22 protein-coding genes are annotated in these 23844 nt (G+C 49.8%); 10 read left to right on the plus strand and 12 right to left on the minus strand.

Annotated features, from left to right (window positions below; genetic code table 11):
* Positions 1-495: 495 nt before the first annotated feature.
* The 5 genes from ACKFKH_RS30240 to ACKFKH_RS30260 all read left to right on the plus strand — a co-directional run bounded on the left by ACKFKH_RS30240 (position 496) and on the right by ACKFKH_RS30260 (position 7899).
* The gene (locus ACKFKH_RS30240) at positions 496-3996 is read left to right on the plus strand and encodes a DNA polymerase III subunit alpha (RefSeq protein ID WP_446862087.1); all 3501 of its coding nucleotides are present in this window, start codon (positions 496-498) and stop codon (positions 3994-3996) included.
* 33 nt (positions 3997-4029) lie between these two features.
* Positions 4030-4206 (plus strand): hypothetical protein, encoded by a 177-nt coding sequence (locus tag ACKFKH_RS30245; RefSeq protein ID WP_446862088.1) that lies wholly within the window; start codon positions 4030-4032, stop codon positions 4204-4206.
* 447 nt (positions 4207-4653) lie between these two features.
* Complete coding sequence (locus tag ACKFKH_RS30250) at positions 4654-6261, plus strand: phytoene desaturase family protein (RefSeq protein WP_446862089.1); 1608 nt, start codon at positions 4654-4656, stop codon at positions 6259-6261.
* A 24-nt stretch (positions 6262-6285) separates the two neighbouring features.
* The gene (locus tag ACKFKH_RS30255; protein WP_446862090.1) at positions 6286-7149 is read left to right on the plus strand and encodes an alpha/beta fold hydrolase; all 864 of its coding nucleotides are present in this window, start codon (positions 6286-6288) and stop codon (positions 7147-7149) included.
* 96 nt (positions 7150-7245) lie between these two features.
* On the plus strand, positions 7246-7899 hold the full coding sequence (locus ACKFKH_RS30260) for a DUF998 domain-containing protein (RefSeq protein ID WP_446862114.1): 654 nt from the start codon (positions 7246-7248) through the stop codon (positions 7897-7899).
* Positions 7900-8249: 350 nt separating this feature from the next.
* Here the strand turns inward: ACKFKH_RS30260 and ACKFKH_RS30265 are convergent, their stop codons facing one another.
* From ACKFKH_RS30265 to ACKFKH_RS30285, 5 genes are all read right to left on the minus strand, one after another.
* Entirely contained in the window at positions 8250-9122 is an 873-nt protein-coding gene (locus tag ACKFKH_RS30265; protein WP_446862091.1) for a hypothetical protein, read from the minus strand.
* A gap of 156 nt (positions 9123-9278) precedes the next feature.
* Positions 9279-9551 carry a hypothetical protein gene (locus ACKFKH_RS30270; protein WP_446862092.1) on the minus strand — a complete coding sequence of 91 codons (273 nt, stop codon included), beginning with the start codon at positions 9549-9551 and terminating at the stop codon, positions 9279-9281.
* A gap of 89 nt (positions 9552-9640) precedes the next feature.
* The gene (locus ACKFKH_RS30275) at positions 9641-11626 is read right to left on the minus strand and encodes a protein kinase domain-containing protein (protein WP_446862093.1); all 1986 of its coding nucleotides are present in this window, start codon (positions 11624-11626) and stop codon (positions 9641-9643) included.
* A gap of 182 nt (positions 11627-11808) precedes the next feature.
* Entirely contained in the window at positions 11809-12276 is a 468-nt protein-coding gene (crcB, locus tag ACKFKH_RS30280; protein WP_446862094.1) for a fluoride efflux transporter CrcB, read from the minus strand.
* Positions 12277-12355: 79 nt separating this feature from the next.
* On the minus strand, positions 12356-12703 hold the full coding sequence (locus tag ACKFKH_RS30285; protein ID WP_446862095.1) for a BON domain-containing protein: 348 nt from the start codon (positions 12701-12703) through the stop codon (positions 12356-12358).
* 186 nt (positions 12704-12889) lie between these two features.
* On the opposite strand from ACKFKH_RS30285, the gene ACKFKH_RS30290 reads away from it, so the two are divergent.
* Positions 12890-13054, plus strand: a complete 165-nt coding sequence (locus ACKFKH_RS30290) for a hypothetical protein (protein WP_446862096.1) — start codon at positions 12890-12892, stop codon at positions 13052-13054.
* A 128-nt stretch (positions 13055-13182) separates the two neighbouring features.
* On the opposite strand, the gene ACKFKH_RS30295 is transcribed toward ACKFKH_RS30290, so the two are convergent.
* The 4 genes from ACKFKH_RS30295 to ACKFKH_RS30310 form a co-directional block, all read right to left on the minus strand.
* Positions 13183-15408 (minus strand): caspase, EACC1-associated type, encoded by a 2226-nt coding sequence (locus tag ACKFKH_RS30295; RefSeq protein ID WP_446862097.1) that lies wholly within the window; start codon positions 15406-15408, stop codon positions 13183-13185.
* 3 nt (positions 15409-15411) lie between these two features.
* On the minus strand, positions 15412-15792 hold the full coding sequence (locus ACKFKH_RS30300) for a hypothetical protein (protein WP_446862098.1): 381 nt from the start codon (positions 15790-15792) through the stop codon (positions 15412-15414).
* Between the two features lie 87 nt (positions 15793-15879).
* Complete coding sequence (locus ACKFKH_RS30305) at positions 15880-16458, minus strand: Uma2 family endonuclease (protein WP_446862099.1); 579 nt, start codon at positions 16456-16458, stop codon at positions 15880-15882.
* A 50-nt stretch (positions 16459-16508) separates the two neighbouring features.
* Complete coding sequence (locus tag ACKFKH_RS30310; protein WP_446862100.1) at positions 16509-17063, minus strand: Uma2 family endonuclease; 555 nt, start codon at positions 17061-17063, stop codon at positions 16509-16511.
* Positions 17064-17195: 132 nt separating this feature from the next.
* Here ACKFKH_RS30310 and ACKFKH_RS30315 point away from each other — a divergent pair, with 132 nt between their 5' ends.
* From ACKFKH_RS30315 to ACKFKH_RS30325, 3 genes are all read left to right on the plus strand, one after another.
* Positions 17196-17453 (plus strand): MoaD/ThiS family protein, encoded by a 258-nt coding sequence (locus ACKFKH_RS30315; protein ID WP_446862101.1) that lies wholly within the window; start codon positions 17196-17198, stop codon positions 17451-17453.
* 126 nt (positions 17454-17579) lie between these two features.
* Positions 17580-18884 (plus strand): threonine synthase, encoded by a 1305-nt coding sequence (thrC, locus tag ACKFKH_RS30320; protein ID WP_446862102.1) that lies wholly within the window; start codon positions 17580-17582, stop codon positions 18882-18884.
* 82 nt (positions 18885-18966) lie between these two features.
* Positions 18967-19242, plus strand: coding sequence for a MoaD/ThiS family protein (locus ACKFKH_RS30325; protein ID WP_446862103.1), 276 nt, complete (start codon positions 18967-18969; stop codon positions 19240-19242).
* A gap of 88 nt (positions 19243-19330) precedes the next feature.
* Here the strand turns inward: ACKFKH_RS30325 and ACKFKH_RS30330 are convergent, their stop codons facing one another.
* From ACKFKH_RS30330 to ACKFKH_RS30340, 3 genes are all read right to left on the minus strand, one after another.
* Positions 19331-20050 carry a PEP-CTERM sorting domain-containing protein gene (locus tag ACKFKH_RS30330; protein ID WP_446862104.1) on the minus strand — a complete coding sequence of 240 codons (720 nt, stop codon included), beginning with the start codon at positions 20048-20050 and terminating at the stop codon, positions 19331-19333.
* A 1128-nt stretch (positions 20051-21178) separates the two neighbouring features.
* Positions 21179-22000, minus strand: a complete 822-nt coding sequence (dapB, locus tag ACKFKH_RS30335; RefSeq protein WP_446862105.1) for a 4-hydroxy-tetrahydrodipicolinate reductase — start codon at positions 21998-22000, stop codon at positions 21179-21181.
* Positions 22001-22135: 135 nt separating this feature from the next.
* Positions 22136-22558, minus strand: coding sequence for a hypothetical protein (locus ACKFKH_RS30340; protein ID WP_446862106.1), 423 nt, complete (start codon positions 22556-22558; stop codon positions 22136-22138).
* Between the two features lie 171 nt (positions 22559-22729).
* Here ACKFKH_RS30340 and bchI point away from each other — a divergent pair, with 171 nt between their 5' ends.
* Positions 22730-23827 (plus strand): magnesium chelatase ATPase subunit I, encoded by a 1098-nt coding sequence (bchI, locus tag ACKFKH_RS30345; RefSeq protein ID WP_446862107.1) that lies wholly within the window; start codon positions 22730-22732, stop codon positions 23825-23827.
* Positions 23828-23844: the final 17 nt, after the last annotated feature.

The following is a 23844-nucleotide window of genomic DNA, read 5'->3' on the forward strand; positions in this document are numbered from 1 at the left end:
CTCGGATTAGACTCAAGCGGCTTTATCCCTCAGTATAATCTTGACAGACCACTAGAGATATCTTACCTCCCGTTCTGGCAACGCTCTGAAGCATTGCCCAAATAGGACATTACAATCTGCCCAACGTAACTGGTACTTTATTTAATTGCATATCCCTAAGCGGCATAGGAAGAAGGGATGAGGGATGAAGGAGGAGGGATGAGGGAATTTAGATTCAACTCGTCCACCTTGCAAATTTTACTCCTCACACCTCACACCTCACACTCTCCTCTTCCAAATTTGATACATTGGTACTATACTGATCTTCAGATGACGTGACTATAACTCTGACAACAGGTAATGGGTGATCTAGAGATCGGAGGTTGACAACTCCAGTCTGATTGCCCATCACCTCTACTTATGGAGTCATCTGTGATGAATGCGCCAAAAAAATACTAGATGTAGCGCAAAGATCGAGTAATCTGTTCTCATTCCTTTTGTGTGGTTTGAGCGATTATGTCCTTTGTTGGTCTTCATATCCATAGCGACTACAGCTTACTGGATGGGGCGAGCCAGTTACCTAAGCTGATCGATCGTGCTGTCGAGTTAGAAATGCCCGCGATCGCCCTGACAGATCATGGGGTGATGTATGGCGCGATCGAACTGATCAAAGTCTGCAAGGGCAAGCTCAAACCAATCATTGGCAATGAGATGTATGTCATCAATGGCGACATCTCCAAGCAAGAACGCCGTCCTCGCTATCATCAGGTCGTGTTGGCAAAAAATACTCAGGGGTACAAAAATCTCGTTAAGCTGACGACGATTTCTCACCTCAAAGGCGTTCAGGGGAAGGGCATTTTTTCGCGTCCCTGCATCAGCAAAGATTTTTTGGCGGAGTATCGAGAAGGCTTGATCGTTACAAGTGCCTGTCTGGGTGGAGAAGTGCCCCAAGCGATTTTGCAGGGTAAGCCTGACATTGCGCGGCGCGTCGCCAAGGAATACAAAGACCTGTTTGGCGAAGATTATTATCTCGAAATTCAGGATCACGGTCTGCACGAAGAACGCATCGTCAATCCCGAAATCGTCCGCATTGCGCGTGAGCTAGACATCAAACTGATTGCCACCAACGATTCTCACTTTATCTCTTGCTACGACGTAGAAGCTCACGATGCGCTGCTCTGCATTCAAACCGGGAAGCTGATTACCGAAGAGAAACGGCTGCGCTACACAGGCACGGAATATCTGAAATCGGCGGACGAAATGCGATCGCTCTTCCGAGATCATTTGCCTCAAAGTGTGGTGGATGAAGCGATCGCCAATACGGTCGAAGTCGCTGCCAAAGTCGAAGAATATCAGATTTTAGGCGAGCCTCGGATTCCTAATTATCCGGTTCCAGCAAACTTCACAGCCGATTCGTACCTTGAGAAGATCACCTGGGAAGGACTGCTCAAACGGCAGAAACGTAACACTCGTGAGGAAATCGATCAGACGTACCGCGATCGCCTGGTTTACGAACTGAACATGATGAGTCAGATGGGCTTTGCCACCTACTTTCTCGTCGTTTGGGACTACATCAAATATGCCAGAGACAATGGGATTCCAGTCGGGCCGGGACGCGGATCGGCGGCGGGTTCTCTCGTGGCGTTTGCGTTAGGAATTACGAACATTGACCCCGTTTTTCACGGCCTGCTGTTTGAGCGATTTTTGAATCCCGAACGCAAGTCGATGCCGGATATTGATACCGATTTTTGTATCGATCGCCGCGATGAAGTCATTCAATACGTCACCAAAAAGTATGGGACTGAGCGGGTCGCCCAGATTATTACCTACAACCGCATGACCTCTAAAGCGGTACTCAAAGACACGGCCCGCGTGTTGGATGTGCCTTATGGCGAGTCCGATCGTATGACCAAAATGATTCCTACGGTGCGAGGCAAAACCGTCCCGCTCAAGGTGATGATTTCCGACGCAACGCCCGCCAAGGAATTCAAAGAAAAGTACGATAACCAGTCCACTGTCCCGAATACGACCGTCACCTATCGCCGTTGGATCGACACCGCCATCCGTATCGAAGGCATGAACAAAAGTGTGGGCATTCACGCGGCGGGCATCGTGATCTCGGCTGACCCGCTTGACGAAATTGTGCCCTTGCAGCGAAACGCTGATGGAGCCGTCTTCACCCAATACTACATGGAAGATATCGAGACGCTGGGACTCCTCAAAATGGACTTCCTGGGGTTGAGAAACCTGACCATGATTCAAAAAACGTTGGAACTGGTGGAGCAGACTCAGAAGATTACGATCGACCTCGACGAGTTGCCCCTTGACAATCCTGGCGTTTACAAACTGCTGGGACGCGGCGATCTAGAAGGCATCTTTCAGCTTGAATCGTCGGGAATGCGGCAGATCGTTCGAGATCTCAAGCCGGATAGTTTAGAAGACATTTCCTCAGTGCTGGCCCTTTATCGTCCCGGCCCGCTTGATGCTGGACTAATTCCCAAATTCATCAATCGCAAACATGGACGCGAACGCATCGACTACGCGCACAAGATTCTCACGCCGATCTTAGAAGAAACCTATGGAATCATGGTCTATCAAGAGCAGATCATGAAGATTGCTCAAGATATGGCGGGCTATTCGCTCGGTCAGGCAGATTTGCTGCGGCGGGCGATGGGCAAAAAGAAAAAGTCTGAGATGGAAAAGCATCGAGAAATGTTTGTCCAGGGTGCCGGAGAACATCAGGTTTCGGCTCAGGTCGCAGACGCGCTATTTGAACAGATGGTGCAGTTTGCCGAATACTGTTTCAACAAATCTCACTCGACGGCCTACGGCTACGTCACTTATCAGACCGCTTATTTGAAGGCAAACTATCCCGTCGAATACATGGCGGCGTTGCTGACTTCTAACAGTGGCGATCAGGACAAAGTGCAGCGCTACATCGCGTCCTGTCTGGGGATTGGCATTCAGGTACAGCCGCCTGACATCAATCGATCGGGCATCGACTTCACCCCCACTGGCGAGAGCATTCTGTTTGGTCTGAGCGCCGTTCGCAATGTGGGCATGGGTGCGATCGAAGCCATTCTCGCGGTCAGAGAAGAAAAAGGGCCCTTCAAGTCGCTGGCGGATCTGTGCGATCGCGTCGATTCTCGTGCGGTCAACAAACGCGCATTGGAATCGCTGATCTACTGTGGAGCCTTCGATCAGATTCAGCCCAACCGTCAGCAGTTGATCAAGGATCTAGAACTGGTGCTGGATTGGGCCCAGTCTCGCGCCAAAGATCGGGCCAGTGGTCAGGGCAATTTATTTGATCTATTGGGCGGCAACGTTCAGCAAGAAAGTTTTGAAACGGCACCCAAAGCGCCCCCGACTCCCGACTTTCAGCAACAAGACAAACTGCGGTTAGAAAAAGAAGTGCTGGGCTTTTACATTTCTGACCATCCACTCAAACAGATTCAAGAATCCGCCAAAATTCTCGCCCCGATTAACTTGAGCGATCTTGACCGCCGATCGGAAGGTGCCAACGTCAGCGCGATCGTCATGCTCACCGCCATCAAGCGAGTCACGACTAAAAAAGGCGATGCGATGGCCATCATTACCGTCGAAGACCTGACCGGACATTCTGAAGCTGTAGTCTTTCCCAAAACCTTTGAGCGAGTAGGACACCTGATTGTCGATGACGCTCGGCTGATGGTCTGGGGCAAAGTCGATCGCCGCGACGACCAGACCCAATTCATCATTGAAGACGCAGAGCCGATCGAATCCGTCCGCATGGTGATGGTGGAACTGAAGCCAGAAATTGCCAACGACGGACAACAACAATATCGCCTCAAGCAGATTTTGCAGGAATATCGCGGCGACGACAAAGGAAAAGTCTCCGTAGTGGCGATCGTCAGTGCCAACAATCGCCGTCATTTCGTCCGATTTGGGCAACAGTTCCGCGTCCAAGATGAGCAAGCGGCCGTGAATGCGTTGACAAAGGCAGGCTTTCGATCGCGGGTGTCGGCCTTAGTCGGTTAGCGCGAGTACGTAGCAATCAGTAGCACAATTCAAATGTATTTGGATTTGGGATATAGCCCTGAAGTTGCGGCTGACAAGGCTGCTCGTGCTGACCACTTATCTCGCCGTCGCAGAAGCACTCATACCAATTTGAAAGAACGCATGGATCGCGCTCAAATTTGTGCCGATAGTTGCCGTTGGGTTTCACAGCGTTACGACTCAAACGGCTAAATATCGGTTCATTGTCCACGCTTCAATGTCTTCAATTCTCTAAGTTGTCAATGGCATAACAATCCGCTTGCACACCGATCGTATCGAGTTGGTTGGTTGAGTACGAGAGGGTACTAGCGGCGGGTGAAGCGGAACGTTAGCTGTACTGTAGGAGCGGCTCGTGTTGTGGTGTTTCACTAATCAGCCAACATCAAAAAGAGAGTTTCCTCACAACTTCCTCAAATTTTAGATTTACCCTTGAGTCTAGATTGGAATGAAAATTAAATAACATCGACTTTTGTCAGTTGGGTTGAAGCATGAAACTCACCATTTCTGGGGCGTTGGGTTAGCAGACGGGAAGCAAGCGATGTATCTTGACCCAACCTACACAGGCTATTTAATCTTCGATTCTTGGGTGAATCAAGCAACTGACCGAAATTAGCAAACAGCGCGTAGGAGAATCCTCTGATGTCTCATCTCCAACAGTATGACGCGATTGTGATTGGTTCCGGCATTGGTGGGTTAACTGTGGCAGCAATTCTCTCAAAATTCAATCACCAAAAAGTTCTGGTTCTGGAGCAACACTTCATTTTTGGGGGCTTCACCCAGGAATTTAAACGCCAGGATTTTCAATGGGATGTCGGACTTCACTATGTTGGGGAAATGGGAGAAGGCGAAGACGGAAGGCTGATCTCCGACTACATCACCAACGGCACTTTGAAATGGACAAGAATTCCTGATCCGTTTGAAACATTGGTGTATCCAGATTTCACCTTTGAAGTCTATTCTGATCCGCACCGCTATCAAGCCGATCTGATTCAGAAGTTTCCCGATGAAAAGGCGGGCATCCTTCGTTACTTTGCGGATTTGCAACGGTTTAGTCGGTGGCATGGGCTGCGTCAAGCCACTGGTTTTTTACCCGGTCGGTTGGGGGCGATCGCCCAATCCCTTGTTAACTACTTCGGCAAAACCTTTCTCCAAACCACGAAGGACTATCTCGACCAACACTTCCGCAATCCGCAATTGAAAGCGCTCCTGGCATCCGCTTGGGGCACCTATGGACTGCCGCCCTCTGAAAGTGTCTTCTCGATCCACGCCCTGGTCATATCTAGTTATCTGAAGGGGGGATGGTATCCCGTGGGTGGGGCGCAGGAAATCGCTAAACAGATCTTGCCAGTGATTGAACAAACTGGAGGACGGGCGATCGCGCAGCGACAGGTGACTGAAATTATTATCGAAAATGGGGTGGCGATCGGGGTCAGAGCTTGCAAAACCCATGCTCCGGATGCGGCGATCGAAGCCTATTATGCACCAGTGGTGATCTCGGATGCGGGAGCCTTCAACACCTACACCCAACTGCTGTCGGTTGAGGAGCGGGCAATGTATGGTGATGCCATCCAGCGGTTTCCCAAAGGGCACAGCGTTATCCTCTTATTTTTGGGCTTGAAAGCGTCTCCCCAAACGATCGGGTTCCGGGGTGGACATCACTGGGTCTACAGCGACTACGATCATGATACGGCGTGGCAATTGCAACGAGTCTCACCGGAACAGGGCATTAATAGTTGCTTCCTCTCTTTCCCCTCGCTCAACGACCCGACGGCACAATCGCACACCGCCGAAGTCATGGTCTATGCGGATTATGAGTGCTTCGCCCAATGGCAAGAGCAACCCTGGAGAAAACGCGATGCCGATTACTATGCTCTCAAAGATCGGATCACCCAAAGCATCATTGATTTTTTGGAAGCTCATTATCCGGGGTTTAAAGATCTGATCGAATTCACAGATCTCTCGACTCCCTTGACGATCGCCTATTTCGATGCCAGCGATCGAGGTGCAATCTACGGCATTCCCTTCGTCCCAGAGCGGTTACAGCAACCCTGGGTCGGTGTCAAAACGCCAATTCAAAATCTCTACCTGACTGGGGCCGATGCCATGGGTCCGGGAATTCTGGGTGCAGCCTTTGGGGGTGTCATGGCGGCAGCGGCAGTCAATGGTGGATCGGGATTCCCCAAAATTATGGCGGCCATGCGTCAGGAGGCAGCCCAGAAACAAGCTCACACCGTTCCATTGCGATAAACCCTCTCATTCAGGTTATTTACTATGAACGAGAAAATGATTCAGGCGAATGGGGTTGACCTCTGCACCGAAAGCTTTGGCAATCCAACCGATCCCACCCTGCTGTTGATCGGAGGTGCTGCATCTTCAATGGTGTGGTGGCCTTCAGACTTCTGCCAGAAACTAGCAGAAGCAGGACGCTACGTGATTCGATACGACAACCGTGACACAGGACGCTCCATCACTTACGAGCCAGGTCAGATCGGCTATTCGTGGGATGACTTAAGCGATGATGCAGTGGGAGTGCTGGATGCCTATGGGGTCGATCGCGCCCACTTAGTCGGGCTATCAATGGGCGGCATGATCGCGCAATTGGTCGCATTGAAATATCCTGAACGAGTGATCACCATGACCCTCATGATGTCAAGCCCTTTTGCACCCAAACAAGAAACTGATGTGCCAACTATTGAAAATAAGGAATTTCTGGCTCACTTTGCCACAGGCACAACGCTAGATTGGGCGGATGAAGCAGCCGCAATTGATTATACGGTTGAAAGCTGGCGCTTGACATCTGCTGGTTCTAAGCATCCCTTTGACGAAATGAGCATCCGGGCACTGGCTACGGAAGACGTAAAGCGGGCAAACAATTTGCCCAGCATGATGAACCATGCTCTCTTGACTGGGGGCGATCGCTATTCCGGTCGGCTTGGGGAAATCAACATTCCAGCCTTGGTCATTCACGGTACCGCCGATTCAATGGTTAACTATCAACGCGGGGTCACACTCGCCGAAGAACTTCCTGATGCCACCTTGCTAACCCTGGAAGGAACAGCGCACGAGCTTCACCGGGATGATTGGGACACAATCATTGATGCCATCATCAACCACACGAAACGTTTGAACCGTTAGGCTTGAGCGGGAAGAATCATTAGGATGGAAACTCCTTCGATGCTCGCCAAGCACAGCCATACTCGAAGCCAAAGCTAATTCAGGAGGTGAAGGATGATGCGAAAGGTTTTGCTCGTCTGCGGTATTTTGTCTTCGCTGATCTATGTCACCACCGTTGTACTCGCACCTATGCGGTGGGAGGGCTATAGCTCTGCTTCTCAAACTGTCAGCGAGCTAATCGCGATCGATGCTCCGACGAGATCCCTCGTGGTTCCGCTTTTCATCCTGTATTCCCTCCTGGTGTATGCATTCGGAGTAGGTGTTTGGCAATTATCAGGTCAAAAGCGTGTTCTGCGCTTTGCGGCAGTTGGGCTAGTCGGAAAGGAGGTTCTCGGCTTGGTCGTGACGCTATTTTTCCCGATGCACCTCCGTGGAATCGAGGGAACGCTGACGGATACCATGCACGCAACTCTCACGGGTGTAGGTCTTCTCTTCATGCTGCTTGCCCTAGGATGCGCGGCTATTGCATTCGGCAAGTGGTTCCGCCTCTATTCGATCGCGACAATCCTGATATTCGTCGTGTTTGGCGTTTTGGCAGGTTTGGATGGTTCCCGACTTGAGGCAAACCTACCCACGCCGTGGATGGGAGTTTGGGAGCGGATTAACATCTTCGCCTACATGCTATGGGTCGTGGTGCTGTCTATCGCTCTCTTACGCAACCAAGTGGAACGGTCTCAAGACAGGCTTGAGGGGAGCCGTGATTCTGGATGAGTTGAGTTTGATCACCTGATATACCGTCTAACAATCGCGCTGCACCGGAATGTCTCATCACTGCTGCCAAGAGATTGAGGCTGAAGGTGATCGATCGACGGCGCAGAACTGAGAAGTTCGGGATAGTAGACCATACTCGCATTGAAATTGGGCACGTTGCCGAACGATCTCATAGTTTAGGAATGCTCATTTGCTCTAGTAGCCATGACCGCATTGATGTAGCTAAAGATTTCGTCGAGTTCTCCGATCGCCTCTAGTTTAAGGCTTCAGAGAAATCTTATCTAAAAGTTTCTCAGAGTTGGAGGACAAAGGTACTGAATTACGACGCGAAAAACTCGATCGCATTCACACTACTTCAACGGTCTTGGGGTGCCCTGAGCATCAAAAATAAACGGATTAGGGCCAACTGCACCCTTCAAATCTTTGGGCTTGAGTTCGCCTCTGATCAATTTAGCAAGGCTGTCCTGTCCGCCGGGTTGATAAAAAATCGTGCGTTCGACTCGGTTAAAGCCAGCATTGGGACGAACCTGCCCAGAGGCTCCCAGCAGTTCAACAACGAGGCTATTCTGTCCAGGTTGCAACCCCGTGAGATAAAGCGGAAAGCGATCGGTCGTCTTTACACTTCGACCATTCAATGTGTAGCGCACTGAGGCCGTTCTACCCAGGTTGACACCATCGACGAGATAATCCAACAAAATTGGCTCCGCGCCATAGGTGCCACTCACCGGAGAAACGACCGTAATCAACCCCACAGGCTGATTGTAGTCTGCAATATTTTTGCCGTCTGACTGCTGCACATTAAAGGTCACATGCGCCTGAGAGCCTCGGTTTCGGTAGCTTTGGTTCCACGGACGAGCCGAGACAACACGAATCGTGTGAGTACCAGGACTGAGATTCAGCTTCAATGGTTTGCTGGGGTCAAAGTAGTCGATCGGTGAATTATTATCCACAATCACCTTGAAATGTAACCCCAACCCCGTCGCCGGATCTTTGCCCGGAGCAAATCTTCTAGCGCTCAGTTGTAGCAATACTTCCGTTGAGTTGACGGTCGCTCCAGGCTGAGGCGAAAGAATTTTGATATCGGGCGACGATTGGTCAGTGGTGGGAGTCAATGCCTCGATCACAGGCGGTATCGAAACAACCGTTTGAGCGATCGCACTCCAATTTGTAGATAGAACGGCGATCGCTGCTCCCACTCCTAACAGGGCTGTTCTCAGGCGCATGGCTTAAATTCCTTCAGAGAAAGTAGGTAACAAACCCTACACTTACCCTAAGTTGTCTCTCTGAAAATCTAATGTTATGCGAACTTAATTATCTAAGTAGAGACAAGCCCAAAGCGGACAGTTTTCACCACAGTTCTAAACGCTTAATCTCCAGGCTCAAAGCTTCTCCCAATCGGGGCAAGCATCATCCGTCAGCCAGCCGTAGGGATGAAAGCCACAAACCAGAGGAGCGCGAGTCGTGCGATCGTACCCATAGGCGACCCCATGATAATTTGCACAACCCTGACAAGCCCTGGGCCGAGAAGAAGCCACCTCATTAAAGCCCAGCCGCGATCGCAGAATATGCTGATTACTCTGTTGTCGGTGCCACCTTATATAGTCAGCTTTGCGATAAAGATAATCCATGCCGGGACTTTTGGTCGCGTCCATCGGGTTCAATAACAAAGACAATATTGCTCAGAATAATCGCGATCGCGGCTAATTTTCCTCACCCCAACGTCTAATCTTTTTGGCTTCTTTTATAGCTGCCAGACCTTGATCGTATTGTCAGAACTACCACTAGCCAAAAGCCGTCCATCTACCCCGATCGCCACCACGTTAACCGAATTGCTATGCTCCGTCAATGTCCCGATTAGATCTCCGGTCGTCAGATTCCACAGCTTAATGGTTTTGTCATTGCTGCCGCTGACTAAGGTTTTGCCGTCTGGCGTAATCGCGATCGTGTTGACAATATCAATATGTCCTGACAAAGTACGCACCACATCCCCTGTATTTGGATTCCACAGCTTAATTGTTTTATCTTTGCTGCCGCTGGCGAGAATTTGACCATTGGGACTGATGGCGATCGACAACACAGAATTTTGATGCCCCGTCAACGTGCGAACAAGCTGCCCTGAGTTGAGATTCCATAACTTGATCTGATTGTCGAGTCCTCCACTGGCCAAAATCTGAGAATTGGGGCTGACCGCCACCGATCGCACCATCCCCGACAGCCCCGTAAAGCTGCGAAGCAATTCACCATTGGTCATCCTCCAGACAGAAACCGTCCGATCTTCACTGCCACTGACAAAAAACTTGCCATCGGGACTCACCGCCACCGAGTTGACATCGCGACTGTGACCGAGAATCGATCGCATCAATCTGCCCATCGGCAACTGCCACAGTTTGATCGTGTCGTCGTCACTGCAACTGATCAACGTCTTGCCATCTGGACTCGTCACCAGACCATTGATCGCTTTGACATGCCCCATCAAGGTGCCCAGTCGTTCTCCGGTTTCGACATCCCAAACCATGATGCGATCGTCGAGACTGCCGCTAAACAACGTCTGACCATCTGGACTAATCGCCAACGAAACCACCCAGGAAGCGTGACCACTCAAGGTATGCAGGCATCTGCGAATTTGGGGCGACCCAGACGAAGCGCGTCGAGAAGCTGTGCGCGAAGAGGGGCGAGAAATCGGAGAAGGGGTCGGCGTGGGGAGTCGCTGCGTCTGATCGTCTTCCGCAATGGGCTGCTCAACCTCGGACAACCCTGAAGTGGGGGGTAAGGTGACATTGGAGGCGCTGCCCATCCGCGTGGAATTGGGAGGAGACGCAACCGCAGGAGTCGAGAGCGCAAACCGCAGATCGTGCATGGCTTCATCTGCTGACTGATAGCGATCGTTGACCAGATCCTTCAGCATTTTGTCGAGAATTTGCCCAATGCGATCGCTGATTCCTGCTCCGCGTTGGGTTAAGCGTTCTCGCCAGAGCCAGCGTCCCGCCAACGGATCATAAAGATCTTCGGGCTTGACTTGAGTCAGCAAATAGAGACAGGTTGCTCCCAGGCTGTACAAATCGCTGGCGGGGTAGGCTTTACCGCTGCGTAACTGCTCGACGGGCGCATAGCCTTCGGTGCCAATTTTGGTGCCTGGTTGAGTAGAAGTCGCCTCAGTCAACAATTTCGCTACTCCAAAGTCGATCAGCACCAGCCGATTATCAATCTTGCGGCGAATGATATTAGACGGCGTAATGTCGCGATGAATTACATGGCGATCGTGAACAAATTTGAGAATCGGCAACAGTCGCACCAGCACTTCTCGAATCTTTTGCTCACTAAACGGCCCCTGGCGACTCAGTTCTTGAGAAAGGGTCGGCCCCTCGATAAATTGTTGCACCAGATAAAGGCGCTGGTCTTGCTCAAAATAAGCCAGCAGTGCGGGGATATGCGGATGTTCGCCCAATTCGTGCAGGCGGACGGCTTCTTGCTCAAACAGTTTGATCGCCTTTTCGAGCGCTTTGGTGCCCTTAAGCTGGGGCGAAAATTGCTTGATCACGCAGCGAGTATTCAGCCGATCTTCGTCCACTGCCAAAAAAGTTTTGCCAAAGCCGCCCTGTCCCAAAGGTTGCAAAACCCGATAGCGTCCCCTGAGCAACGGAATCAGTTTGGCTCCGCAACTTTGACAAAATTCTGCCCCGTCTGCATTCTGGGGACGCTTACAATCAGGATTTAGGCAGTAAGTCATTAATCAGAAAGCACGGGGGACTTGGACGCTGCAAACTAATGGGTTGTGGAAGGGTTTATCGTGACCAATTTTTCGATCGCTGCCACTAATTTGCTTTTGTAGGCTTTATAAGTTTTTATTCTACTCCTCTGCTTGCGTCTAGGGTATGGGAGCGCAAATCGAGGCGAGAAAAACGGATACCATTAGGGTAGATTTCTAAAGAAAAATCGAGCTAAAAGTTTTCCCAATTCTAAACTGGCAATTCCCAAAACTGCGCTTCCTAACCCATAAAAGAGTGCCAATGATTTTTGTCCGGTTTGCCAGAGTGCAGAGGTGTCTAGCGCGTAGGTCGAAAAGGTCGTATAAGACCCCAAAAAGCCGACAGCGACTAGAAAGCGTAAGTCGGGAGAGGTCAGCGATCGCTCCAGGGTCAAGGTGACAAAAAACCCCATAATCAAAGCACCCGTCAAGTTAATAAAAAAGGTGCCAAACGGAAAATCCGTCCCCAGCCAGCGGCTAAAAAATAAGGTTAAATAATATCGACTTAACGCCCCCGGAATCGCACCCAAACAAATTGCTAAAGGGGCACGTAGTGCAGGATCGTTGGGTAAGATGAGCGCCAGCGATCGACTCAGCCCAATCAACGCAGACTGTAATAAATTTGACAGCATCCTCAACTCTTAGAAAGGATAAATTCTTCATACCACTCCTTTCGATAGAACTGAAGCATCAAACTGATCAGAATCAACGTTATTGAATTTTTAGCTGATTGACAATTGCAAATCCGGGTGCGGTGTCTTTGGCAATTTGTTCGGCGAGTGCTTTGTGGGCGGCTTCTCTGACGGTGCCTGTCAGCACGATCGCGTCGCCCCGATCGCCAGCATCAATGTCAAAAGATTTGAGCGTGGGATGGTTGTCAATCGCGTCGTCTACTTTTTCTGCGGCGTTGTCGGCTTTGTCATTGTCGGCAACTAGCAGCCGAGACCATTGAGGTAAAGCGGTTTGTTGTTGAAGTGTTTGAGCTTGTCCTATGCAGTGAAACTCTGCAATAGTCAATACGGTTAGAGCGCTCAAAGCGGCTTTGGTTAAAAATTGCATGTTGTCCTCCAAATCGAGTTTTGTAACGTTTTTTTATAAATTCTTTCTCCTACAATTTTGCAATTGCAACGCCTCTCTAAAGGAGGAAAGTGGGTTTGATGGAGGGGCGATCGAGTAGCTTTTATTGAGTACAGAGTGTATTCTTTGAAGTGTTTGCCTTCTCATTCTCAGGTCTGGTAATCTGCTATGTCTAACTCAGTTGTCGTTATGCAGAAGAAGAGCGATCGCAAACCAGGAATAATGGCTCGGCTAAGACGGATCAAGATTGAAGCTCCCGAAGATTTTTCAGTCAATCTCGACTTGTACTTGAATGGTGAAAAGCAGCTTCCAGAGCGATCGGATCTTCATTGATTTGAAGATTTTAGTTGTTGTCACGTCCGATCGTCATTTTGTGCAAGCAGGCTTCCAAACTCTTCTGTGAGTTGGTGCTACACGCGCAAAGAAAAAGTAACAAAGAGAATAGTACAGAAGAGTAAAGGTTAAGGAATCCTGGGGGCCGGGAGAAGGAGACGAAAACCGAGGCTGTTGTTACGGACATCACGCCTATTCCAGTTGCGAAGTGCAGAGCGACAGTCGATCGGGATGATATCCCAAGATCCGCCGCGCAGCAGACGATTTGCATTTTCACGATCGCTCTCCACTTCCCAAACCCGACCATCAGTAGGAGCATTCTTATAGTTCTCATGCCAAGGATCAGCGCACCACTCCCAAACGTTTCCATGCATGTCGTACAGCCCAAACGCATTGGGCGGAAAGCTGCCTACGTCCATTGTCTGTTCTCGAAAAATTCCTTTTGGCCCGTCGCCATAATTTCCTGGATAAGTCTCGCCCTGGTATTCCCAATCCGTTCCTCGATAATTTGCTAGATCAGTTGTGATCGTTTCCCCAAAATGAAACGGCGTTGTAGTTCCTGCACGGCAAGCGTATTCCCACTCGGCTTCGCTGGGCAAGCGGTAGGGTCTTCCAGTTTTTTTGGACAAGCGATCGCAAAACTCAACGGCCTCGTCCCAAGATACAGATTCAACAGGGCGATTTTCTCCTTTGAATTTGGACGGATCAGGTTTGAGATCAAGCTTGACTTTAGGAAGCGCGGCTACTGCTTTCCACTGTGCCTGAGTCACTTCAAATTTGCCCATTTGAAAAGAGGCTATAGTGACCTCACGCTGTGGGCCTTCATCATCACTTCGCCCATTTTCTGACTTTGGTGAACCCATGAGAAACTTTCCTCCAGGGATTTCTACCATCTCCAGCGTGATGCCGTTGCCTAAGTCTTCTTTGTAATATTTTGGCTGAATGGAGCGACGGCTCGTTTCCTGTCCCTTTAAATTCACCGTGATTACGGCATTTGCTGGAAATTTTGCCGGAGTTGAAGGCGAGGAGGAAAGAGTTGGGGGTGAGACAGAAGAGGGGCTTTTGAACAGTTGACTACTAAAAGCTGCGATCGCTCCTCCCAGACCTCCAAACAATAGCTCTCGTCGTGTCCATCTTTGAGACCGAATAAAAGTGGGACGTAGAGGTTGTTGGGACTCCCGTTGTTGAACTTGAGCAGGAGCCGAAGTTTGAGGTCGCTGAGGAGGTCTTTCAGGAGGGCGTTGAGGAGGTTCTGCTGTAGAAGGTTGTTGAGGAGGTCTTGTATAGGACGAAGTTACTTTTTGTGCGATCGCGCTCACATTTTCATCCGTAAAATTGAGTTCTTTTTGCAAGGCTTTGAGTTCTTGACAAGCGCGATCGCTCAATGGAAACTCCAATTTACTTTCTTCCTTTAAAGCTTCCTCATACTCTTGCAGATTGCGCTGATGTTGACGATAGGGTTCTAAAACTTCAGCTTCGATCGCGGCCGCTTCTGTGGATGTGAGGTTGAGAAAGTGCGATCGCCGATCCAGTATTCTGCGACCTGCCGGACGAATGATTCCATCTTGGCTATACTGCTCAACCGTCTCTCGATACAGCAGTTTTGGGTCGCTGACGGGCGCATCTGCCAAAAAGATTTTCTCGCCCTCTTGCAAAATGTATCGCTGAGGGCGCATCGAGGGTGCAGCTTTGCTGACTCTAGTTTTGGCATAATCGTGCAGCTCATTGACCGAAATCTTGCCATCGCGATCGAGATCCGCCGCCCCAGTTTCGATGCCCTCGACCAAATAGCGCGTATAGATCGCCAACTCTTCTCCCTTGCGCTCAAACGAATACTCCAAGGCAGACGACGACGTAAGCACAATCCGACCTTCGCCCCCCAACTGCTGCTTGAAGTCGATCGTCCCTTCAGCATCTCTAGCAACCATGCCCTCCCCAAACGCCCCACTGTTGCAACAGTCTAAAATCACAACCTGACGCTTAGAATCGCAGTTTTCCATCACATCATGCACAAAACTAGCAGGCACCGCCGTTCCTTTATTGAGCTTGCCTTGCGGAGTTTTTCGGGTACTGCGGTTTGTGAAATAGAACTTGCCAAACTCATCTGTGACACCATGTCCAGAAAAATAGAGCAGCAGCAAATCATCTTCGTGGCAGTTGTCAAACAAGGTCGAAATTGCATTCTGCATCGTCAGTAGATCAGGATTTGCAAGCGGTGTCACTCGATCAAACGCCCCAATCTCTGGACGCAGCAAAACCCGCCGCATTGCCTCGACATCATTCGCCGCCGCAGGCAATGGGTTTAATCCAGGCTCATATTCACTCACTCCAATCAACAGCGCAATTTTCGCCATGTCTTACATCGATCGCGAAAGCCGTTTAATCGTCTCTTCGGCAGCAGCCAGTTCTTCTCGACTACTCGCTTCAAGCTCAACTTCTCGACCATCGGCAAACTTGGCTTTAATTTTGATCGGCTTATTGCCCATACGATCGCCCAAAAACCCAAACAAAGTTCTGAGGCTGGCAACACTCGCCTCCGCTTTCAGCAAACCCCACAAGAACGAACCTACAGCGCGGCTTCCTTCGGGTGGATTGGGATCAGTGACGCGATCGACATTGACATCTTCTAGCGATCGCATCTGCTGCAAGAGAGTTTGCGTCAGTTTTTCCTGCTTTTCAGGGCTGGCATCTGGATCTTGAAACGTAATTGTAAGCTCAATCTTGGGGGCTGTCGTCATTGCAAAATTTACTACAAGCGTGAAGAACTAGCTGAATTCTAACCTCTCTCTACGGAAATTACGGAGTCTTAAAGTTGCCTTGAGAATCTAGCCGTTGATGATGCGATCGACGCTCACTGTAATGTCAGGAAACGCCACAGGCTGAAGCGTTCCAGTAGAAAGTGTCATTTTGGAAGCGTATTCTCCATCCTGCGGATCTCGGAACACAATCAGCTTAAATGTTTTGAGATTGACAACCCAGTATTCTAAAATTCCTGCCTCTGCGTAGAGTTTGCTTTTGATTTCCAGATCCTTATCCAAGCTGGGGTAAGAATATTCCACCACCCAAAAGATGTTTTCTGGATAGGGATGATGGTCTAGATACTCACGTCCGAGCGGTTGCACAATTGCCAAATCGGGTTCTGGTTCAGACCCATTTTCAAGCAAGGTGATTGGCTTGGCAGGACGAATCATGGCTCGATCTCTTCGAGTTACCCGCAAGGGGTCGCCTAACAGTCGAATCAAGTAAGTGCCTGCATTTGTGCTGAGGTGAGCATGGGGTTTTCCTTCAGGTGCCATCTCGACAAGTTCTCCTCTCAGTAGTTCAACGTGGCGATCGTCCAGAAAACCAGCGTCAACCAAACGGTGATATTCGTCTAAAGTCCATTTTGCAGTGATGGTTGTCATAACAATTCTCTTATTGTTCTAATGTGATCGATCGTCAGCGGATGTCAGGTTTAAAGTCCATTAACAATGCGATCGACACTCACTGTGATGTCAGGAAACGCCACAGGCTGAAGCGTTCCAGTAGAAAGTGTCATTTTGGAAGCGTATTCTCCATCCTGCGGATCTCGGAACACAATCAGCTTAAATGTTTTGAGATTGACAACCCAGTATTCTAAAATTCCAACTTCAGCGTAAATATTGCTTTTGACTTCTAAATCTTTTTTTAGACTGGAGTTTGAATATTCGATCAGCCAGAAGATGTTTTCTGGATAGGGATGATGATCAAAATATTCGCGTCCCAAGCGCTGCACGATCGCAACATCTGGCTCAGGTTCAGAACCATTGGGTAGTGTAATCGGCTTTGTTTGCCGAACGGTTGCACGGTCATCAAGTAGACCAATGAGATACTCGCCTGCTTCACCGCTGCAATAAGCATGAGGTTCTTTTTCGGGCGACATCTCGACGATTTCTCCTTTCAGTAACTCAACGTGGCGATCGTCCAGAATGCCAGTGTCAACCAAGCGGTGATATTCGTCTAATGTCCATTTTGCGGTGATGGTTGTCATGACAGTTCTCTTATCGTTGTAGCAGTACTATCGATCGTAGCTATCAATATTTTATGCATTGAATCTTTTGTTCAAACAACTGGATCGCGATCGCTTGTCTTGCTCTCCCATTCTCAAATTGACTCACTTGCTATGTCCAACTCTATTACCGTGACCGTTAAATTATTTGCTGCCTACCAGGAAGCTTACGGCGTTTCAGAACTGACGCTAGACCTTCCGATCGGGGCAACGGTGGAAATGGTGCGCGATCGACTGATTAGCGATCGACCCCAACTCGCTGAATGGCGCAACCTCACTCGATTCGGTGTCAACCTCCAATTTGTCGAACCCCAAACCACCCTGCAAGCCGGAGATGAAGTGGTGTTGATTCCTCCGGTGAGTGGGGGATGAAAGCAGCCAATCTTAATCCCGATAAAAATAGTCGGGTATGTTTGACGAGTTATTTTTGCCGTGATAGTATCAGTCGAGATTCAACCATGAAATAGCAAAACGCTTGCACCAAGGGAGTTTTAAGTCATGCCCCAGGCGACCGAACTGAAAACGCAATCTACAACCGCCGCCTTTCGCGCTTTGAAGTGTAAAGAATGTGGTGAAGAATACGAACTGAAAGCCAGTCACGTTTGCGAAATGTGCTTCGGGCCGCTGGAGGTCAAGTATGACTACGACTTTTTGCGGCGCACCGTCACTCGCGAAACCATTCAAGCCGGGCCTCACTCGATCTGGCGCTATCGTCCGTTTTTGCCCGTCGCTACTGACAACCCGATCGATGTCGGCACAGGCATGACTCCCCTCATTCAAGCAAACCGACTGGCACGACGACTGGGACTCAAAAAGCTGTACATCAAAAATGATGCAGTGAATATGCCAACCCTCAGCTTCAAAGATCGCGTGGTGTCGGTCGCCTTGACTCGTGCGCGTGAGTTGGGTTTCACCACCGTTTCTTGTGCCAGTACAGGCAATCTGGCCAACTCGACAGCGGCGATCGCGGCTCATGCAGGTCTAGAGTGCTGTGTATTCATTCCGTCTGATCTCGAAGCGGGCAAAGTCTTGGGAACGCTGATTTATGGCCCGACCGTTATGTCTGTGCATGGCAACTATGATCAGGTGAATCGCCTCTGTTCTGAAGTGGCAAACACTCACGGTTGGGGCTTTGTAAATATCAACCTTCGTCCTTATTATTCTGAAGGCTCCAAAACTTTGGGCTACGAAGTGATCGAGCAGCTAGGTTGGCAACTTCCGGATCATGTGGTCGCTCCGCTGGCTTCTGGCTCGCTGTTTACCAAGATTTATAAAGGGTTTAGAGAGTTTGTTGAAGTCGGTTTAGTCGAAGATAAGCACGTTCGGTTTAGTGGTGCCCAGGCAGAAGGTTGCTCCCCGATCGCTCAAGCGTTCAAAGAAGGTCGCGACTTTATCTCTCCCGTCAAGCCAAACACTGTGGCAAAATCGTTAGCGATCGGCAATCCCGCTGACGGCGTGTATGCAGTTGACCTAGCACGCAAAACCAACGGCAATATTGAATCAGTCACCGATGCCGAAATCATTGACGCGATCAAGCTACTCGCCGAAACCGAAGGCATCTTCACTGAAACCGCAGGCGGCACCACCGTTGCAACCCTGAAAAAACTCGTCGAAGCAGGTAAGATCAACCCTGACGAAACTACCGTCGTCTACATCACAGGCAACGGACTCAAAACCCAAGAAGCCGTCCAGGGCTACATCGGCGAACCCCTCACCATCGAACCCAAACTCGACAGCTTTGAGCGCGCCCTAGAACGATCGAAAACCCTCGATCGCCTCGAATGGCAACAAGTCTTAGTATAAAAGCGACTGATCAAAACAAATTCAGCGATCGTCCCCAAACGCCCTAATCGCTTCTTCATCCCTCATCCCTCATCCCTTCCCCATGTCTGTTAAAGTTCTCATTCCCACTCCGCTTCAGAAACTGACAAACGATCAGCCGACGATCGACTGTGACGGCACCAGCATTGCCGAGTTGTTAGAGTCGCTCGAAAAAAGCTGCCCCGGTATCAAAGCTCGAATCTGCGATGAACAAGGGCAGCTACGCCGATTTGTTAATTTCTACGTCAACAGTGAAGACATCCGATTTCTAGAAGGAGTCAACACCCCGCTCAAAGATGGCGACGAAGTGAGCATCATCCCAGCGATCGCGGGTGGCTAACACCCAGGCGGAGACTAAAGACCAGAGACTAAAGACCAGAGACTCAAAATGCTTCCCAGTCTAAAATCTCCGGTCTAAAATCTAATGTCTAAAGTCCAGTTTCCTTGGCCAGTTTACGCTTTTTGAGCGACCCTACACCTAGGGCACCAACTGCCAACAGTCCCAAAATCGTGGTGGGTTCGGGGACGGTTTCTAACTGTACAAACGCATAGTCAGAATCTGCACCGCCGCTCCCGCCGTTGGGGAAAGCCGCAAATTTAAGCTGACTGACTGTGGTGTTGCCAAAGGGATTTGTGATCCGCCAAGCGCCGCCGCCAGCTTGAGATCCAGCAGTCGAAAGATTGGTCACCACGCCGCCCAAGCTCCATAAAGCACTGGTTGCATTGAGGACGGTCAGCTTGCCAGTTTGAATTCCATTGGAGGTAACTGCGGCAATCTCACCTGCAAAGTCGCTGAAAACACCTTTGTCGTACAAGAATGCCAGGTCAAAGGAGCCGATCGTTTCTGCTTTGAGAAAGTCAACCGTGATGGCTTCGTTGTCTTTTCTGTCGATTTCTCCGCCGACATTTCCGCCTTGTACACCAATACCCGTCACACCGCCGACGGTTTTGCGCTCAAAGGGTCTGGGGCTGGAGGTCACCTTTGCAAATCCAAAGTCTTTGACGTTGGTCACACCATCGCTGGGTAGGTCGCCTTGACGAATCACCGCAGCTTGAGCAGGAGAGATGACTAGAGCAGATCCGGCAACGGCCGCCGTCATCAAAAGGGCTTGAACGATCGATTTTTGAGTGAATGAATTGCTGATCATGGGGCTTTTTGAGGTTAAAGATTAAGGGTGTATCTGAGTAGGCACCTGATGATTAATTCACAAAGTAAGTGATTCAAAAAAATTGAGACGACGTTCTTTCTGTGCAACAAAACACAGAGAATTGGAGTCGCAAAATCAACCCGATTTAGAATTGGGTAGCGCTAAGTCGGCATTGATTAAAATCACAATTTCAACAGTCAATCAAACTGAAATTAGAATCAGCCCGATCGTGCCGTGAACTATCACTTACAGATTGTTAAAAGGCTGGTTGGACGTAAGACCGTCGCCCAATCATTAAGGTGTGATATAAAAACTGACCACTTGTCAGGACTGACCGCCTGCCAGCTTTAAATCTCAAACAGCTAATCGTTGTAATGACTTCTTGCACTCACCTCGGATGGGAATCCGGAAAATCGAATATTGGGTAGTGAAACTCGATCAGGCGAGAGATTTGATCATTAACATTGGTCTGAGAAGCAAATCGACTGATATTTAGAATGACAAATTTAACGCAGTTCGCGCTTATTTTTGAGACGGTTTAACCAAAGCAATATGTTCTCAAGTGTCTCTATTTTGATCAAATAAACGGTCGATCGCTTTTCCGGATCAGCCAATTTCATCGCGGATATCGTAAGGTTTGAGGCTACCTAAAGCTGCCGTCAGTTCAACAAGGCTTTTTTGCTTCGGTATCAAGCGTCTGCCTCCCAAGCTGCCAATTTTGAGAAACTTTCAGACCAGATTTCCGGTTCAAAGTTCTTCACTTAGGAGGAATTTAGGAAACGTCCTTGAACTTGTAACTCTGATTGACTGACAGATCTTTTCCAGTAGGTTGAGTTGAACTCGGTGAAACCCAACGTGAGAGAGGCGACTGTTGGGCTTCGCGTTGCTCAACACCAACCTACAAAAAACGGGGGCTTCAGGAGTTTTGTCAGTCAACCAGGAGGAGATCTCGCTATATTGCAGCGTTGGGTTAAATTCTGCTGAGATATTACCCTATTGCGTGGTTTTACAGAGAAAGTGACTTAGAACTTCATCTTGGCTTGATGAGGCGTGAGGCGTGAGGCGTGAGGCGTGAGGCGTGAGGCGTGAGGTGGAATGAAATGTCCTGTATGAAAGGCTAATCGAGAGCTACAGGATTTTTTCTAGACCGTACACTAATGTCTTGAGCGGCAACACTTTGCGAATCGAGAGGAGGACACCGGGCATATAGCAAGCGCGATCGCTCGTGTCGTGGCGCAAGGTGTAGATTTGACCGGGTGCCCCAAAAATGACCTCTTGATGGGCGATCAAGCCGGGTAGACGAATACTGTGAATCCGAATCCCTTCATCAGCCTGGGCCCCTCTCGCTCCAGTAATTTTTTCGGTCTCGTCCACTATCGGAGCATTGTAGGTTTTGCCCATCTCAGCCAGCATTTGGGCCGTTTGGACGGCTGTGCCACTTGGTGCGTCAGCTTTTTGGTTGTGGTGCAATTCAATGATTTCAACGTGGTCAAAGTACTGAGACGCTTGCACAGCCGCCTGCTGAAGCAGAACCATGCCGATCGAGAAGTTGGGTACGATCAGACATCCGGTACTGGCTTTGTCGGCAAATTCTGCCAGGTCTTGAATCTGTTGAGCCGTTAACCCTGTGGTGCCAACGACGGGGCGCACTCCGTAAGCGATCGCCGATCGCACGTTGCCATACACTACATCCGGGTGAGTCACATCTACAACCACGCCCAATTCGCGCTCTTGAGACAGCATGGCCATCGTCGATTCGTACTCATTGAGAATCGGCACCTCTAAGGCTCCGCAGCCAATCACTTCACCAATGTCTTGCCCTACAAGGTCAGGGTTTCTGGATAAGGCTCCGATTAGCGTCATGTCGCTTGCTTGAGACACCGCCTTCACGATTTCGCGCCCCATCTTGCCCGTTGCACCATTCACCACGACTGGAATTGGATTAGCCATCGTTGAAATCCGTTGTTGATCACCTATGGGCATTTTAGAATCACGTGACCCTTTGCGGGTAACTCGAAACGACCCCTTGCGGGTAACTCGAAGCGACCCCTTGCGGGTAACTCGAAGAGATCGGCTTTGCCCCTTCTATGACGTTCTTGGCAACAAGTCTCCCATCATCTGTGCCTGACGCTCAACGATCGCCACCAGTCGAGAAATATTCTGTTCTTGTCGCTCGGCCGTTGCAGCTTGTCGCTCGGCCGTTGCAGCTTGTCGCTCGGCCGTTGCAGCGATTCGGTCAGTCGCTTCAATGATTCGGTCAGTCGCTTCAATGATTCGGTCAACGGTTATCCTGAGATCTCTCAAACTCTCTCGAAACTCAGCCATCCAGACGCGCATTTCTGCCATTTCCTGACGTATCTCAGAAATATCCTGTCTCACAGCAGTAATGCCTTCAGCCATCAGCCCAATCTGGTAGGCAGAGGCTTCGAGGCTGCTTGCGGTGCGAATGCTAACAGCGGTGAGGTTTTCGAGGCGGGCATCAATGACTTCTAATCGTTCGTTGCTCATGGCGTGGGCCAGCTAAAATCCGGTGCCTTATCATAGCGTGAAGTCGGTTGTTCACTCTTCAACTTCCAGGGTTACTTGGTAGAACCGTTCAAGGTCAAAGATTTTAGCCCCCGGTGATATGTCACAATTGGATACGCTGATTAAAATTTCTTTAATTTCGTAGGTAATCTCGTGACCTTTACGACAGAAGCTACTTCCCAAAACGGGCGGTCTGCCCTCGCGCCCTTTCCTCGCCGTCGTGCCGTCTTTCCTTTTACCGCGATCGTCGGTCAAGAAGAAATGAAACTGGCCCTCCTGCTCAATGTGATCGATCCCAAAATTGGTGGGGTGATGATCATGGGCGATCGCGGCACGGGCAAATCCACGACGATTCGGGCGTTGGCTGACCTGTTGCCAGAGATCGAAGTGGTTGCGGACGATCCGTTTAACAGCCATCCCAGTGATCCTGAAATGATGGCGGATGCGGTGCGGCAACTGATCGAGCAGGGTGAAGACGTGCCCGTCGCTCAGAAAAAAGTGATCATGGTCGATCTGCCGCTGGGGGCAACCGAAGATCGCGTTTGTGGAACGATCGACATTGAGAAAGCCCTATCTGAAGGGGTAAAAGCCTTTGAGCCGGGGTTACTCGCTAAGGCCAATCGCGGTATTCTCTACGTCGATGAAGTCAATCTTTTGGATGATCACTTAGTCGATGTGCTGCTCGATTCTGCCGCTTCTGGCTGGAATACGGTTGAGCGAGAAGGCATTTCCATTCGGCACCCGGCTCGATTTGTCTTAGTCGGCTCTGGCAACCCCGAAGAAGGAGAACTGCGCCCCCAACTGCTCGATCGCTTTGGGATGCACGCCGAGATTCGCACCGTTAAAGAACCTGCTTTGAGAGTTCAGATTGTCGAACAGCGCACCGAGTTTGATCAAGACCCCCAATCCTTTTTGGAGAAATATCAAACCGAACAGGATGCCCTTCAGCAAAAGTTGGTCAATGCTCAAGAACGGCTGAAGAAGATCGCCATTGAATATGATCTGCGCGTCAAGATTTCTCAGGTTTGCTCAGAGTTAGATGTAGACGGACTGCGCGGCGATATTGTCACTAACCGGGCTGCTAAAGCGATCGCTGCCTTTGAAGGTCGTACCGAAGTCACCGTTAATGATATTCGTCGCGTCGCCACTCTGTGTCTCCGGCACCGTTTGAGAAAAGACCCGATGGAATCGATCGATTCTGGCTACAAAGTTGAGAAAGTCTTCAATCAAGTGTTTGGCGAAGCGGTTTGATGCTGTGAATTCAACGG

This window comes from Phormidesmis sp. 146-20 (assembly GCF_052939475.1).